20 protein-coding genes are annotated in these 15681 nt (G+C 45.1%); 19 read left to right on the top strand and 1 reads right to left on the bottom strand.

Translation table 11 applies throughout. The features are described 5' to 3' along the window. Positions 1–113: 113 nt before the first annotated feature. Positions 114–1247, top strand: a complete 1134-nt coding sequence (locus tag ACJJI4_RS24060; protein ID WP_444928305.1) for a ParB/RepB/Spo0J family partition protein — start codon at positions 114–116, stop codon at positions 1245–1247. Positions 1248–1435: 188 nt separating this feature from the next. Here the strand turns inward: ACJJI4_RS24060 and ACJJI4_RS24055 are convergent, their stop codons facing one another. Then, entirely contained in the window at positions 1436–1987 is a 552-nt protein-coding gene (locus ACJJI4_RS24055; protein ID WP_444928304.1) for a ParB/RepB/Spo0J family partition protein, read from the bottom strand. A 400-nt stretch (positions 1988–2387) separates the two neighbouring features. On the opposite strand from ACJJI4_RS24055, the gene ACJJI4_RS24050 reads away from it, so the two are divergent. The 18 genes from ACJJI4_RS24050 (at position 2388) to ACJJI4_RS23965 (ending at position 15673) form a co-directional block, all read left to right on the top strand. Further along, a complete protein-coding gene (locus tag ACJJI4_RS24050) occupies positions 2388–3539 on the top strand; it encodes a ParB N-terminal domain-containing protein (protein WP_444928303.1) in 1152 nt (383 codons plus the stop codon). Positions 3540–3541: 2 nt separating this feature from the next. After that, positions 3542–4150, top strand: a complete 609-nt coding sequence (locus ACJJI4_RS24045) for an STY4526/YPO1902 family pathogenicity island replication protein (RefSeq protein ID WP_444928302.1) — start codon at positions 3542–3544, stop codon at positions 4148–4150. 10 nt (positions 4151–4160) lie between these two features. Then, on the top strand, positions 4161–5015 hold the full coding sequence (locus ACJJI4_RS24040) for a PFL_4669 family integrating conjugative element protein (RefSeq protein ID WP_444928301.1): 855 nt from the start codon (positions 4161–4163) through the stop codon (positions 5013–5015). A 162-nt stretch (positions 5016–5177) separates the two neighbouring features. Further along, positions 5178–5612: a hypothetical protein gene (locus ACJJI4_RS24035; protein ID WP_444928300.1), complete on the top strand. Its 435-nt coding sequence runs from the start codon at positions 5178–5180 to the stop codon at positions 5610–5612. 586 nt (positions 5613–6198) lie between these two features. Beyond that, the gene (gene pilL2 / locus ACJJI4_RS24030) at positions 6199–6651 is read left to right on the top strand and encodes a PFGI-1 class ICE element type IV pilus protein PilL2 (RefSeq protein WP_444928299.1); all 453 of its coding nucleotides are present in this window, start codon (positions 6199–6201) and stop codon (positions 6649–6651) included. A gap of 29 nt (positions 6652–6680) precedes the next feature. Further along, positions 6681–7577, top strand: coding sequence for a hypothetical protein (locus ACJJI4_RS24025; RefSeq protein WP_444928298.1), 897 nt, complete (start codon positions 6681–6683; stop codon positions 7575–7577). A gap of 4 nt (positions 7578–7581) precedes the next feature. After that, the gene (locus ACJJI4_RS24020) at positions 7582–7890 is read left to right on the top strand and encodes a hypothetical protein (RefSeq protein ID WP_444928297.1); all 309 of its coding nucleotides are present in this window, start codon (positions 7582–7584) and stop codon (positions 7888–7890) included. Next, a complete protein-coding gene (locus ACJJI4_RS24015; RefSeq protein WP_444928296.1) occupies positions 7891–8664 on the top strand; it encodes a TIGR03759 family integrating conjugative element protein in 774 nt (257 codons plus the stop codon). 84 nt (positions 8665–8748) lie between these two features. Continuing rightward, positions 8749–9216 (top strand): transglycosylase SLT domain-containing protein, encoded by a 468-nt coding sequence (locus tag ACJJI4_RS24010; RefSeq protein ID WP_444928295.1) that lies wholly within the window; start codon positions 8749–8751, stop codon positions 9214–9216. Then, positions 9201–9770, top strand: a complete 570-nt coding sequence (locus ACJJI4_RS24005; protein ID WP_444928294.1) for an integrating conjugative element protein — start codon at positions 9201–9203, stop codon at positions 9768–9770. The genes ACJJI4_RS24010 and ACJJI4_RS24005 overlap by 16 nt, the downstream gene beginning before the upstream one ends. Continuing rightward, positions 9770–11818, top strand: a complete 2049-nt coding sequence (gene traD, locus ACJJI4_RS24000; protein ID WP_444928293.1) for a type IV conjugative transfer system coupling protein TraD — start codon at positions 9770–9772, stop codon at positions 11816–11818. Before ACJJI4_RS24005 ends, traD begins: the two co-directional genes overlap by 1 nt. A 3-nt stretch (positions 11819–11821) precedes the next feature. After that, positions 11822–12565 (top strand): TIGR03747 family integrating conjugative element membrane protein, encoded by a 744-nt coding sequence (locus ACJJI4_RS23995; protein ID WP_444928292.1) that lies wholly within the window; start codon positions 11822–11824, stop codon positions 12563–12565. A gap of 190 nt (positions 12566–12755) precedes the next feature. Then, positions 12756–13040 (top strand): integrative conjugative element protein, RAQPRD family, encoded by a 285-nt coding sequence (locus ACJJI4_RS23990; RefSeq protein WP_444928350.1) that lies wholly within the window; start codon positions 12756–12758, stop codon positions 13038–13040. Continuing rightward, a complete protein-coding gene (locus tag ACJJI4_RS23985; RefSeq protein ID WP_444928291.1) occupies positions 13037–13276 on the top strand; it encodes a DUF3262 family protein in 240 nt (79 codons plus the stop codon). Before ACJJI4_RS23990 ends, ACJJI4_RS23985 begins: the two co-directional genes overlap by 4 nt. A 33-nt stretch (positions 13277–13309) precedes the next feature. After that, positions 13310–13681: a TIGR03745 family integrating conjugative element membrane protein gene (locus ACJJI4_RS23980; RefSeq protein ID WP_444928290.1), complete on the top strand. Its 372-nt coding sequence runs from the start codon at positions 13310–13312 to the stop codon at positions 13679–13681. Then, positions 13681–14088, top strand: a complete 408-nt coding sequence (locus tag ACJJI4_RS23975) for a TIGR03750 family conjugal transfer protein (RefSeq protein WP_152456601.1) — start codon at positions 13681–13683, stop codon at positions 14086–14088. The genes ACJJI4_RS23980 and ACJJI4_RS23975 overlap by 1 nt, the downstream gene beginning before the upstream one ends. A gap of 5 nt (positions 14089–14093) precedes the next feature. Further along, complete coding sequence (locus ACJJI4_RS23970; protein WP_444928289.1) at positions 14094–14762, top strand: PFL_4703 family integrating conjugative element protein; 669 nt, start codon at positions 14094–14096, stop codon at positions 14760–14762. Positions 14763–14764: 2 nt separating this feature from the next. Beyond that, a complete protein-coding gene (locus tag ACJJI4_RS23965; RefSeq protein WP_444928288.1) occupies positions 14765–15673 on the top strand; it encodes a TIGR03749 family integrating conjugative element protein in 909 nt (302 codons plus the stop codon). The last annotated feature ends 8 nt before the right edge of the window (positions 15674–15681 follow it).

Raw genomic sequence — 15681 nt, 5'->3', positions numbered from 1 at the left:
GATTTATTGAGAACTTCACACATCGACAAAATTGATCAAATTATGGCAAATGCTGACGCTATGAAGGGCGAACTAGAAGAACTGAAGAATAACGCTGGAGAGGGGGTATAACTATGGCTAAGGATAAGTATGGGAATATTGATGAGATGCTATCTGGGGCTGATACAGACGAACTGGTAGATATAACTCCTAAAAGAAACCGCAGGCCTTCACCAGCGCTTGGAGTCATGACTGGAGACAGCCGCCCAACCAGCATTACAGATGGGCTTAAAGCTGAAAAGCAAAAAGCTGAAAAGGCACTGGAAGAAGCTCAGCTCAACTTTGAAAAAGAGAAGGCCGATCTGCTCCAAGCGTTAGAGGAAGTGAAGAATTCCGACTCTGAAGGGGCACCAATAGTCCTTACTATGCCTGTTACGAAGCAGGAGATCACATTCGAGCTTCGACGTATCGATCCTTCATTGATTGATGTATCTCCAGAGAATGAGCGTATCCAAGAATTCCTCGATGAAATTTCTTTGCAAGATATTCTCCCGTCAATTAAGAAACATAGTCAGCAAAAGCCCGGTACCGTTCGCCCCAAAAAAGATGGACGTTTTGAGTTAATAGAGGGCTCTCGACGTTTGGCGTCGGTAAAGCTAGCTAAGCAAGATTACTTGGCTCTTGTTGGTGATGTTCCAGACGCTGATGTTCGGGAACTCAGCATTATCGAGAATAAGCACCAGGATGTAAGTCCCTACGAAAAAGCTAAAACCTATCAGAAGCAAATTGAAAGAGGGGAGTTTGAGAATTGGACCCAGTTGGGGGCAGCCAAAGGAATTAGCTCTTCACATATATCGCGTTTCCGTGCATGTGTGGAGCTGGATGAAATTTTTGTGCGTATTCTGCCATCCCCTTCAGATATGCCCCTCTCCTATGGTGAAACCATTGCCTCGCTGAGGAAGAAAGGTGAGAGCCCCCTTATTGCCAAGGCTGAAGAGTTACTTGACCTGAGAAGGGCTGCATTAAGAGATAAACTGGAGTTGCCTGATGTGGAGCAGGTGATCAAGCTTCTTAAAGGGGCCGTTAGAAGCAAGGTGAAGGAGCCTAAGACTTGGCAGCCAGTGGTGTATAAGTCTAAAGACGGCAAGACCCTGAAGCACTCGGTTACCAACAAGGGGGCTACCAAGTTTGAAATAATCGGTGTAGATGACTCCCAGCTAAAGAAAATCCTGTCATTCTTGACGACCACCCTAAAAGTAAGCTCTTGATGAGCGGGGAATTCCCTTGACGGGAATGTGGATCAAAAGGGGCTCATTCCCGTCACGGGAATAGAGCTCCAAAATTTGGTAACTTATTGATATATAAGGGAAAATATTGGTCTTGAGCCAAGAAAACCTTTAAAAAATTTAAGTCGAGAAGGTGCCCATAGGCTTGAAAATTTTAAAGGGAATGGGTGCTATAGGTGATCATCCGCCTTGAAGCCCAGGCATCGAGAAATGTGCTCAAAATCATCAAGGCCGAAAAAGTCTAGTGTGAGTGAACCGGAAAGTTTGGTTGGGTTAAAGCGGATTCTTACCTGCCGCCCAAGAACCTCTCCCATAATACGTTCATGCCGCTTAATGTCTGAATCTCGATCTTCCTCCTTCCCTTTGGCGATTGATTCAAACTTATGAACCGGCGTTCTCTTGGTCAGCAAACCCCTTAGGAGCTCCTCCCGCTTTTGCGCTGGAAGCCTGGCGATTGCCCGAGTGTGTCCCAATGTTATCCTGGAAGGGTTCTTGTGCCAGAGATTAAGTTCTGCATCCGTTAAGCTGGTCCCTACACGCTTGAGATGGGTAACCGTATAAACTTTGTCGATACCCAATGACCGCCGAATGTCCTTATTAGAGAGACCCTCCTTAGTCAGGATCGCCACGATATATGCTTTTTCAGCGTCTGTGAGATTACTTTTCCCCTTGTAGTACTCAATAGCTTCTTCAGCATCGATCAAATAGGGCAGGTTACTCATTGATTATTTCCTTATTAGTCATATGACTAAGTACACCATAGCATGGCACTTTGAGTTAGTCATGCGACTAAATGGGAGTGGTAGGGAATATTGATGCTTAACCAAGTTTAGTCATATGACTAAATACACCATGGCATGGTACTTTGAGTTAGTCACACGACTAAATGGGGGGCGACTGTCCTGAAATTAGGCATTCTACTAGTCATGTGACTACTAAGACTGCCTTTGCCCTATATGCAGGGCTTTGTGGAGATGAGGAGGGGCAGTACTCAAAGAGACTATGGGCAATATATATTGAACAAATAAATGAAAAAACACTATTTAGGGCACTTTTTATTGACATATAGTGCAGATCAAAACAAAATGTTCAATATTAATTGCACTTTAAGGCTGATCAAGGATGAGAGCCCCAACAAAACTTAAAACGATGCAAAGTAGAGAGCAGGGACAGATAAGCTGCTTCGATATTGAGGTGTTTCACCTCAATCAGCGACGTTCGAGAAACCCAAAGTACGATGAAATTAAAGAGTCGGTTCGATGTAAAGGTATCCAAGACCCTCTACACATTGTCTTTCATCCAGGGCAGCAGAAATGGGTTTTGTCCCAGGGGGGACAGACAAGGCTTCTAATATGTCGGGAGTTATACGAAGAAACCCAAGACGACTCATATCTTTACCCGCCACTCACAAAGCAAAAGTTTACCTCTGACCTGGATCTGAGCATTAGACACCTGGTAGAGAATAATCTAAGGGGGGGCAATACATTCCTGGAAACCGCGAATGCTGTCCTAAATATCCGACGGCTATTGGTTGAATCACTTGGAGCAGATCCGACGCAAGATGACCTTGCAAACGAGATGTCGAGTAGAGGAATGCCAATTCGACGACAGTCAATCACAGCAATGCTATACCTTGCTGAGGAGTTATCCCCCTACATAACAAACCAGTTTTTCCTCGATTCAGTCAGCCGAAAGGTAATTGATACCCTACGGTCCTTGAGGAATGAACTAGTAGATGTGAAGCCCCACAGTCAATTTGACTCTGAGCTCGTGACCTTCATCAATGCCCATAACGGCAGTGTCTCTCTGAAACAAATCCAAGCCCACTTCCAGACGCCTGAAAAAGATTCAACCCCAACCAGTCTCCGCTCGAATAGAGCAATCGCCACTAATGTACTTGAGTCATTTGGCCTGGTAGATGTTGTTCATGGTACTGATAACTTACCCTCTGGTTATGTCGTAGCCGTACCTCAACATATAGAGAGCCCCCTCGAAGCGGAAGTGTACTTCTTACTTATTAGCCTTTCTGGGGCGTTGGATGGGCAAGTTACCCCTGAGGTTTTGGAAGAGATGGGAGTAGATGAAACCTGCGTTGATCCAGAGGACCTAGCTTCTATCGTCAGAGTTCGCCTGAACCTGACAAGTGCAGACCTTTCAATTTTACCATCCAAAGTTTTCTGCCATACAAGTGAAGAAGGCTTTGAGTCCCTGATACGGCTCATTGTTGGGGTTAGAACCAGCTTACAAAATAATAATCAATCTTTGGAGAATTAGAGGTGGCGTTAAGCACAAAGCTAAAAGACGAGTCATCCAGGTTCATTTCCTCCTTATTGCTGAGCGCATTAGAAGGGTGTCAGCAGGGAGATATGGAGCTGGCGGAAAAGCTAGGCCTATCAATTGAGATAATGCAGAAGCTTGTTAGGCTTCGGGCGGACCAGATTTTTAGTATATCTGGTAATTATGTCCGAGATCTTAGCGCCTTGGAGGTTTTCAGGATCGATACACCGAAAATATCTAAGATTATTGAACTGGCTGCTGAAGAAACGCGGCAGTATGAAATGATCGACGAATTTCTACGCCGTGGAGCGTGCAAGATTATGATGGGGGAGTTGTTTGGGCTCCGCTCAACGCAGGTTGCGAGTCGGAAAAAATTCCTGAATTTGCCGACAGTAAAGGGCCGTCTTCCGGTATCTACCCTAGAAGAACAACATCAAATCTATGATGCCTGGTTGAACTCTATCAAGATCGCTGGCTATCGAGAACGGCTACTTTACGTGGCCAGGGAAACTGATCTGTCTATGTCGAAGATCTATCGAGAGGTTCAGGAGATTGAGGAAATCACAAACTCATCCACCCAAACTAAGAAAACTAAAATCTGCGCATAAGGAGGCTTTCATGGCTGATAGCGCCACAAAAAAAATGGCCGCCATTGGGGCCAAACAAGACATCGAAATAGAAATGGCGACAAGGCCAGCCCTGCGGTTATGGGAAGGCAGGGAAAAGACGCAGAAACGCCATGGTATTCTCGGGTTGCCAGGCTTTTGCAAGATTGTCAGGGGAATTGAGCAATCTATAAAGGAAGATGACCCATATGCCGACTACCATTATCATCGTCTTGAGCAGGCTATTGAGGATCTAACGTTTGATCTGGATAGTGAGTTGAAAGATGTAAAGACATTCATTAAGGAGAATATTCCGCCTGCAATGCGGCTTCCGGATATTGGTTCCAAGAATCCAGTGGTCGTTCCGATCCGTTTTGCTTCACGCCTTGGTTTTCAGCTTGTGTACCAGCTTCTTAAGGTAGATCAAATAGTTTTGAAGGTGCTTTTGGCCAATCATATTGGCTTGCTACCAAACAAAGAAAAGTTTGAAACCTTGGCTCGTGTTGAAAAGCGTGTGCGTGGTGTAATTCACATGGTGTTTTCTTACCGCCATACCGGCGTAACCAGGGATGATATGGCCACTAACAACCAAAAGGCACAAAAGGCAAAAGAGTTAATGGGGGATTTGGAAGTAGGGTACCTAGAAGGAACAACAAGATCAGATAATGCTCCACCATTGCCAATGAAGCGGCTCCAGACTATGGGTAAGGCTTTGGACAATGATAAAGGAGATAAAAAGGTCAAATTGGGCAGGAAGAAGAAAGTGCCAGATAGTGAAGACGCGTTGGCCGCCGAACTGGATCGAGTGCTGAAACCAGTTGATGAAGAAATGTCACGTACCACCAAGAAAAAGACTGCAACAGCTTGAGGCGTAATCGCCATTAATATCGATTTAAGGTGCTTCGGGAACCTTTTTTTGGGGTCAGCACCACTAGGTACCTGGATCAATACAAACATTTTGTGAGTCAAAGCAGGTTGATAAACTTGGCTCACTACCTCATGGGTTGTGTGGATCGTAAGTGAGAAAACTATGCCGTCTCCTTTAAATATAAATTTAATAATACCTTTTAAGGATAATAAGGCGGGACGCCTTAACTTGCACCGGAACGAAATAGATTGGTTCAAAGAGAATCTCGCAATCAGGGTGGAGGATCTAAAGGAGGAACTTACTAGTCTGTTTGGCGAAGGATTTGAGTTGACGCTTGCACCAAGATCAGATGGCAATTCCAGAAAGTACTATTGGAGGTTCAAGTCAAGTAAGCGGGATAGGAAATACAACAGGCTCCATACGAACACAGTGGTGGATTATGTACGCAAGTTTGATGAAGTGAGAAAGCTTCGGTTAAAGGAAATTGAAGAAGAGCTCATCTATATCAATGCAAAACTCAAGTTAATAAAAGGGATTTTAGACTCGATAGATCAGTCGCTTGAGGAACGTGCAGAATTGAGAACAGCAAACATATAAGCAGAACGGCATTGATATATACTTGACCATAGAGTGGCCATCTGCAAAAACTTATTCACTACTTCCTGATAGCTTTAGGGCTTAGCTGCAAAGCAGGGCTTTGCTACTCTTCACTCCAGCATCCATCAATGCTTCCACATCAAGGTCTGGCGAATTGGTTTTGAGCTACATCCTGTTTGTGAATGTTAATCAGAGTATCTCGTCTCGTTAGGATATTGCGATTAGCGTTCACTACAGTGACTATAGAACTGCTAATGGACTCGGTTAGCCAGCAAGGCAATCTTGCAAATAGATGAGACAACGAGTGGCTTTTGTATGGCGCAGCCATGCCGTGCAAGTGCTATAAGCCTGCACGAAATCCTGGGGAACAATGATCCGAATGCCCCATAGAGGATCGTACTTTAACAGGGGTACTCGCTATACCCGTACTGCAATACCAAGCTTGACTTGGTAAGATTTTGAAGAGCCTGCCATTGCGCAGGCTTTTCAGCTTTAAAAGGGTCATTTGGTGTTGACCCAAAAAAAATAATTACAAAGATCCGATCTTGTACTGTACCTCTGCCCAAAAACTTTGGAGGTATAGCCAATGAAAAAAAACGCAATAGCTGTAGCTCTGTGCATTTTCAGCACGATGGCAACAGCGAAAAATAATCCCGCCGATATAGGTGAAACCAATCGCATTGAAGTGATGCAGACTGGGCGTTATACCTATGTGAAAAACATCCCCCCGATTGATCAACTCAATCCACTCAAAGTAGTAATAAAGACACGTATTCCGCAAAGCATTGAAACGGTTGGCCAGACAGTTGAATTCTTGTTAGCCAGATCAGGATACGTTCTGGCCGATAGCAGTGTTTTGAGCGCAGAAGCACAAATCCTGCTTAACCTCCCGTTACCACAGGTACACAGAAACATCGGGCCAATGTCTTTAGATAAGGCGCTACATACGATTAGTGGTGATGCTTTTGAATTAGTAGTCGATCCTGTACACCGTAAAGTTGCTTATGAGTTATCAACGAAATTAGCGAGGAATGAATGATGTCAAGATCAAAATTAAGCAAATCTCTGATGCATACGATAGAAGGCGGGAAAGTAAAAGATGAGTCCTCGATAGACACAGAAAAAAAGGAAGCTTTTGAACAAGCTGAGATGAATATTGGCTCTGCTGAATTCAATGACTCTGGTACGGAGGCATCTTCCAGTAATGAATCGCTCATTGGCGGTTTGGATGAAATCTATTCATCAGGCGAGAAAAAACCCCAGTTAGATAAAAAACCTCGTAAATTGAAAGTGTCACGAAAGAGCAAACAAGGCGGCGTTGTGAATGCGATTGCACTACTCGTTTCTGTAGGAGCAGTAGGTGTTGCTGGCTACTCAGTAATCAACCAGAAGAGTGGGCAGGAAGCGACGCTGAAGAATATAGAGAGCCTGGATGTTGCTATTGGTAATCTGAATACCAGAACCGATGACCTGACTGCAGAATTATCAGGCACGAAAAAAAGCATCCAGTCTAACTCTGACCGATTAGTAAGCATCGGCATTCTTCAGAAAGATCTTCAGAATTTGAATACGTCTTTGAGTTCTATGCGTGGTGAATTAGATGGACTCAAAGTCAAACTAGAATCAAATTCCACTTCAATTGGTAAGCAACAGCAGCGAGTAAACGAGCTGAAGGACGAACTAAAAAAGGTGGCTGTTAGGGCTGCTAGTGCTCCCAAAAGAGTCGTACAAAAAGCGCCTACGAAAAATATGAGCACAGACCCCAGCAAAATCGAAGGATCTTACCTTGCATCCATTGATCTTTGGGGTACGCAGAAATCAGTGATGTTACGCGAAGTTAATGGTAACTGGATTCCTTTGACAAGGGGAGATTACTACAAGGGTTGGAGACTTGAAGGAGCCGATGGTTATGAAGCGATATTCAAGCAAGGAAGCAAGACTAAACGACTAATGATCAAGGAGTAGAGTTGTGGAACCTATTGAGTGGATTGTTGGGCTTGTGTTGCTCTTTGGCGGTTATGAACTCTGGAATAAGGATGGTCCCGATGAAAATACTACTGCCACAGTCATTGAGCAAACAGTTGTTTCAGATGAACCGCTGTTTGAGAGAGAGCGATTTTATAAAACTGTTGATGGCTACTACATCAGTGACCTTTCACCCAAGCCATTGATAGCCGATGGGTGTGAACGTTCCTTTCTTATAACGGACTTGTCAGTAGCTCGGGCAAACGACGAGCAAATAAAAGTAACAGAAGTAGAAATACAGTGTGAGGGCTAAATGAATAAACTCGCATATATCGTTTTAGGATTAGCCGTATCAACCTATGTCTATGCAAATAACCAAACCACTCAGGGTAACAATAGTGCGACGGTGATATCTGACATGAAGTCTACTCTGGACAAGGAAACAGCAGTCACACTAACCGAGAAAGATAAAAACCTTGCTAAACAATGGATGCTGTTGGAGACGGATTGGGTCAAGTACAAAGAAATCATGAGTGGTCCTCGTGGCATATGGTCCCCAGGACTTGATCCGATTACCGCCCTAGGTGTTTCAGAAACTGATCCGCAAGAGCGAAAGCGTTATGCAGAGCTTTGGATCAAAATCGAAAGTCGAAGAGCAGAGCTTGAGATGGCATTTGAAGTTGAGCGTCAACGAGCCGCAAGCCGGGTTTTGGGAGATCAGTTAGCGGTTAATAATTCATCCTGGATACGTCAGTGGGAGCAGAAGCAAGTTGAAGTAAACAAACAAGTTGTGTTGTTTGTTGATTCCAATTGCAAAGAAGACTGCAAAACTATGTTTGAAGAGCTTCATGCGTCTGTTGGGGACAATGCTCGACTGGACATTTACTTCAAACAAGGAGCTACTTCTGAGGGGATCGGCCAGTGGGCATCTTTTATGAAAATACCTCCTGAAGTCGTACGTTCCCGTGAAGTCACACTGAACTTCGATGAAGGGAGGTCAGCAGAGCTGGAAGTTGATATGGCAGCTCTGCCACAGGTCAGAGTAATCGACGTCAAGTCCGGTGCGATAAAAGCAACTTACAAGTAGTAGTGATATATGAGGTTGATACTGATCATTACGATTGGATTCATATCAAGCATCTCATCTGCGAATGAAAACAGAGTCCCAGAAATGTATAGCCTGGTAGCGGAAGAAAATCACGTACCGGCAAAACTTTTCTACGCCCTAATTCTGAATGAATCCAGATCCAAAACTTCAGTGGGGGTGCAATCCAGGGTTTTACCTTGGCCATGGACAATTAACCATCGAGGAAAACCACATTTTTTTCCAAGCAGAAATCAAGCATACATGTTTGCCAAGTCCTTGATAGAACGCGGAGATAAACATTTTGATGTCGGGCTTGGACAGCTAAATTGGCGATGGCAAGAAAAGCGCTTCAATGGATTGTGGGAAGCATTTGACCCCTACACCAATCTAAGTGCGGCAGCACGTCATTTAAGAGAGCAGTACAACAGGCCCGAGTGCAATAGCTGGGAATTGGCTGTTGGGTGTTATCACCGTCCTGGTCAGCGGATACAGGATAAAGAAAGAGCAAGAAAATATAGAGCGAGTGTTATTTCATTATGGGCAAGAATATAAATTTGATTCCAGTAATAAGTACACTATTCGGGTTGTTAATTACCGCTTATAACACTTTTGCTGCTGAGGCTAAGAGTACAGGCAGTCCTTGGGCAAAAACCGAGGTGATTGCAGATAGGGGAGGGTATCCTATAGACAGTTATCTTCCGGGGCATAATAAGAGATATGTCAAAGCGAAAGCGAACTTCGAAAAGAGGCGATCGACAAAACTGGTTAATGCTCATTTTCCTGTCGTTACTAGTTCCATGAGCGTTGGAAAAGTTGGTTATGATGAAGCCAAGGACATTAAATATCAGGTCGCCATGAGACCGATGTTTATTATTGGTTACGACCCAGTATCCATTAGCTGGCTGAAGACAAATAAAGAATTACTTGCAGATAAGAAAGCCATTGGTCTCGTGGTTAATGTAGAAAACAAAGAACAAATGGACGCACTGCAAGAAATAGTTGGCAATGACGTTATGATGCAACCAACACCTGGCGATCGACTGGCCGAACATCTGAAGATAAAGCATTATCCGTTCTATATGGATAATCAGGGAGTGATGCGCTAGTGGCCGATCATCCATTAGAAGTATTGCTGAGACCACCAGTGGAGTTGTGGTCGGGGACGGTAGCGTTATCAGCCGGAATTATTTCTGCCACAGCCCCTTCAACACTCATGATGACACCGAGTGTAGGCTATACATCCGCCGCTGTCCTTGCTGGACTTGGGCTTTATCGCTTGAAGCAAGGGTCACAGATACTGAGGTATCAACGTAACCTAAAGCGACTTCCTCGATTTGCAATGTCTTCTGCTCAGATACCCTGTTATCAAAATCATCTATACCTTGGGCAAGGGTTCAAATGGGGGCAGAGACATACTCAGCGGCTGAAGGACACACTATCACCAGCAGCGAAAAGATATCTTGAACCATCAAAAATTTACGCGGCGATCAGGAAATTCGAGAGGGAAGTCGAGAACACGAAATTACAGGCGCTTGGACAGCTGACCAGCAAAGATCATTTTCTCAATCCATTCAGGCCATTGCCTCCAATAGGTGGTAATCCGGCGATTCACGCAGTGGAACTCAACGAAGAACAGGTCCTTCTGCCGATGAGTGAAAGGGTTGGGCACACGCTTGTTCTAGGTACTACACGTGTTGGTAAGACGCGCCTAGCAGAGATACTGATTGAGCAGGACATTCGTCGTGGCGATGGGCCTGTTATTGTCTTCGATCCGAAGTCAGATGCTGGTTTATTAACCCGTATGTATATGGCCGCAAAGCGCACAAGTAGAGAAGATGACTTCTATGTTTTCCACCTCGGCTTTCCCGATATTTCCGCTCGGTACAACGCGGTTGGGAACTTTGCACGGATCACAGAAGTTGCGAGTCGCATAGCAGGTCAATTATCAACTGAAGGAGCCAGCGCCGCGTTCAAAGAGTTTGCTTGGCGTTTTATCAATATTGTTGCTCGGGCACTGGTTTCACTTGGCCAGCGTCCTGATTACAACAACATTCTCCGGTATGTGACAGACATTGAACCTCTATTTTGTGAGTACCTGGAATGGTGGCTTCCGCGTAATGCAGGTCATGGCTGGGTTGAAGACATCAATGACATGACCCACGTTGCGGAAAAACAATATAAGTCAAATCCACGCCTGGCTAAACATGCCAACGCTAGAACTGAGGCACTGAGAAAATATGTTGAGCAGATGGGGGTGAGTGACCCCATCGTATTGGGACTACTTTCAGCGTTGCGTTATGACCGGACCTACTTCGATAAATTGGTAGCGTCACTCCTGCCGCTACTTGAAAAACTAACCACAGGGAAGATTGGCAAACTCATCGCTCCTGATTACTTTGACGTGAATGATGATCGCCCCATATTTGATTGGACACAGATCATCCGTAAGCGTGGCATTGTCTATGTTGGACTGGATGCCATGACTGACACAGAAGTAGCCAGTGCAGTGGGCAACTCCATGTTCTCTGACCTGGTATCGACCTCTGGAATGATCTACAAGCACGGATTCCAGCATGGAATGTTGGATGGTAAGGCCAACGTGATGCCCAAGATCTGCCTTCATGCAGATGAATTTAATGAGCTAATGGGCGATGAATTTTTGCCAATGGTAAACAAGTCGGGTGGTTCTGGTATGCAGATCAACGCCTATACCCAGTCCAGGGGTGACATCGAAGCGCGTTTAGGGAATGCCGCTAAGGCACGTCAGGTGGAGGGTAACTTCAACAACCTGATCATGCTAAGGGTAAAGGAAAAGGAGACCGCTGAGCTGCTGACGAGTCAGTTACCTGAAGTGGAGATTTCTCTGAAAATGACGGTATCAGGTGCTTCAGATTCATCGGACACCGAGAACCACATAGACTTTACCTCCAGTACCCAGGACCGTATCTCAACGCTTCGAGTTCCTATGTTGGAGCCGAGTCATGTCATATCACTACCCAAGGGACAGGCATTTTGTCATTTGGATGGGGGACACCTTTGGAAAGTGAGGTTCCCTCTTCCGGTAGAGGACGATGACGAGATGCCCGAGAACTTACAAGCGCTCGCCAAGGAAATGGAAAAGAACTATCACACCGCAGAAGCATGGTGGGTTTAGCTGATGGCTGAAACAAGTGTAGCCAGAGCAGAGCACCCTGTTGCAAAGAAAGGATTCATCGGTAAGACGATGGACTTCTTTTTTAAAATCATAGGCCTCCTTCTGTTCTCAGCTTTGATGTCGATCATTATTGAATGGATCGGAATGATGTTCTTTTATCCAAAGCAAGGTTATACCGGATACGAACATGCTGAAGAGATGATACGGAAGGAAATCAATTATCTGGGTAGCTCTCTCGATGGGGATTCAATAAATGGCGAGGCGGTTCTAACAGCGAGTGGCAAAGTTACCGATCTAGTTAACTTCCTGTTCATTGATTCAGGCATCGTGGACATGCTGTCCGCAACGAAAACGCCAGATGCCAACGATGGTAAGTTCGTACGCTTGGTTAAAAGGCTAATCGCTGAGTATTATAACTACTTAATGGCCGCGATATACATATTGATTATGTTCTTGATCCGGCTGTCTATCCTGATCCTGTCCATTCCAGCGTTTTTGCTGTTTGGTCTTGTTGGCGTCTCGGATGGACTTATGCAGCGAGACCTAAGACGCTGGTGTGGTGGAAACGAATCTGGTTATATCTATCACTGGTCAAAACGCTTCGCGATGCCGATTCTGATATCTGCCTGGGTTATTTACCTGGCGATTCCCAACAGTATTCATCCAAACCTTATAATTACCCCATTCGCTGTCCTATTTGGGCTTGTGCTAATGGTTATGACCAGCAAATTCAAGAAGTATCTTTAAGGGTTATCACCCACTTTATATATCCAAATGGTCGCGACACAGCGGCCATTTTCTTATCAAAAAAGGGTCATTGAGTAATGACCCAATAAATCAGATTTAACACCTGTCCGTTTGTTCTAATTCTTAACATCGCATTCCCATCTGAAATTCAAATGACTCGATGATGAACAAACTTATAACTCTTCTCTTGGTGAGCTTCTTGAGCATTCCACAGGTGTCTCTGGCAGATGTCTGGGCGGAACGCGAGGCTCTCGCGAAAATTAAATCTGAGCTGTCCGCCCTGGAAGCATTGGTTATGACAGCCAAGATGAAAAGCAATTCTGAAGATCGAACGACGTTCGATTACGAAGTTCTGTTAGCTGATCTGAGAAAGGTCCAATCGGGCATTTCTCATCATCTGACAGTGCCGATGGAGCCAGTCGTTCCATCGTCCATCGATGCTCTAAGTAGTTACTACACGGAGCATCAAAAATGAAACCTGCCCAAGCTGCCGCATTTCAAGAAGGTACCGGAAATGTTTTTACTGCTGCGGATCTTCTCTGGACTATTCAGGCAATCGGCTCAACGGCAGTGTTTCTTTATGTTTCTTGGATGTGTTACCGCGCATACGAAGACTATGGGAGTGGGGCTATTGCTGCAAAGGATATGGTAATCGTTTGGTTACGAAGTGTCTTTGTGATGATGGTCCTCCTATACCTAATTGTTAAATAACCAAACGCAAAAATACTTAAAGGAGTTTTTCCTATGAAACAAATGTTCGTGTCTTTCAAAGCCAAGCTGGCTGCCCTTAAAACGGCAGCCGTAGGCTTCATGTTTTTCGGCGTTTCCAGTGCTCACGCTGCCCTGCCTGATACCGCAGACCCAACTAACGCAGCTGCAGACGGTGACTACATTGGTCTAATAAAAGGTTATGCCTTTGATATCGCCATCGTTCTAGGGCTGGTTCTCGGCACCATCGCATTCTTAGCTGTATGCAAGAACATGATCGCTGTCTACAACGATATCGGTGCTGGTAAGAAGACCTGGGGTGACATGGGGATGAACGGCGGTATGGGTGTGCTGCTGCTGGTATTCGTTGTCTATTTGCTGACAGAGGCAGCCGGGATCATCTTCTAATGACAGACCCTGGAATGAACGGAAGAGAAATCGAGTTCATCCCCGACCGGCTCATCGAAGAGCCGGTTGTTTTCCGGGGGCTGACCGATACCGAAGTCGTAGTGATCATTGTGGCCGCAATCATATTTTGGATTCCCGCCTGCGTAATCCTGCTCATTCCATTTGGTTGGGCGTTATTCGGGGTTGGTATTGGTTTTGGTATGGCCATTGGCACTTTGTTGGTTGCTGGAAAATACCTTCAAGGACTCAAACGCCGCATGCCTGACGGACTGCACATCGTTTATCTGAAAAAGATAGCCCAGAAAAAGTACTCACTCTTCAACTTTGGATATATCGAGACATCACAGAGTTGGGATATCCGCCGAGAACAACCCGTTAAAAAAATCAACATGGAGCCTAAGGAGTAGGCTAGATGGCAAGATTAAAAAAAGCGTTAAATGGTCGGGACTCTCACATACTTACCCTGAGAATTCTCATAGGGATATTGACGGTCGCGCTGCTGTATTGCATCGCTGGTTGGAAGGCTGCACCTGAGCACATCAAGATCGACATTCCACCCGATTTACGTTCTGGATCAACTCGTGGGATTCAAGAGCGTCACCCTTTCAATATCTATGCGTTCGGCTATTACATCTTTCAGCAAATGAACAACTGGCCAGTCGAAGGGATAGCTGATTATAAAAAGCAAATTGATCGCTTAAGCTGCTACATCACACCTCGTTTTAAAGGTGAGTTAGAGCGCGATTACCAGCAGCGTCTGAAAAGGCACGAACTAAACCGTACCAGGGCATTACAGGAAATGCCTGAGCGTCCATATAACGACAAACGTGTTTATGTCGAGTCCGAGGATTCATGGGTTGCCTTTTACGATGTGAATGTCAAAGAAACCTTCCGCTCTGAAATCGTGAAAGACATCTTCATTCGCTATCCCGTTCGTGTGGTTCGCTGGGATGTAGATCCGGAATGTAACTTGTGGGGTCTTGCTCTAGATGGTTTCTACAGAAATCCGAAACGCCTTGAAGGCAGCCAGCAAGAAAATGAGAATGTTCAAGATACAAGCGGTGAAGTGGCGAGGAGATAAAGATGAATAATTTTCTTAGCAAAACTGCATTCATTTTTATTGTCATTGGTCTCTATAGCGGAACCTCTCTGGCAACAGAGATAATTCACTACAACAATCTTCCTGTCGCCATTGAATTGCGTAAGGGCGAAGAGCGCAGTATTCAATTTGGCGATCATGTGCAAGTGGGCATTACTAAAGGCCAGATGGTTAAGAACCTGTTTCGGGTGCAGTCTGCTCAGGGCGCTATTCACCTACTGCCATATAACGAGTTCGACAAGCAAAGAATCCAAGTGAAGAGACTGACCGATGGCCGGGTCATTCTTCTGGATTTAATTGCGTCTAAAGAAGACCCATTAGCTACTCCCTTGGAGGATGTTCGTATACTGCTGGAATCTGAAAACGTGGTTCCAGTAGATGAGATTCAAGTTTCAGATTCTCCAAGGAACCCCCCGATCGTTACGCCGATTGACCTTACGCGGTTTGCATCACAGCGACTCTATGGCCCTACCAGGCTTCATCGTGATCGACATGGAATTACGGAGACTACATTAGGTGTTAAGGGCGCTATTCGTGTCTTTAAGGGTGAGAACAAATACAGGACTTATTCAAGGCCAATTTTGGCTTACCAGGGCGGAGGCTACTATCTTGCAGCTATCCACATTAAGAATACTTCTGACAAGGAAGTGGGCCTGGATTACCTCGATCTAAATTTGCCTTTCTCGCATGCAACGTTTCAGCATCACATGCTTTATCCAAACGGTACACCTGGTGATAGCACCGTACTTTACTTGATTTCAGAGAAACCTTTGAAAGAAACGCTTTACCCGTTGACCTACTACCAGGATTTAAAAGCCGATGCAGAAGAATTGGCACGGCTTGAAGCCAAGTCCGGGATGTACGCAAAGCGGAACTATCAGAAGCATAAATAGGGGGTATT

The organism is Microbulbifer maximicatervae (SeqCode), from assembly GCF_052467305.1.
Note: the sequence above shows the minus strand (reverse complement) of the source record. Positions and strands in the feature narration are given on the sequence as shown.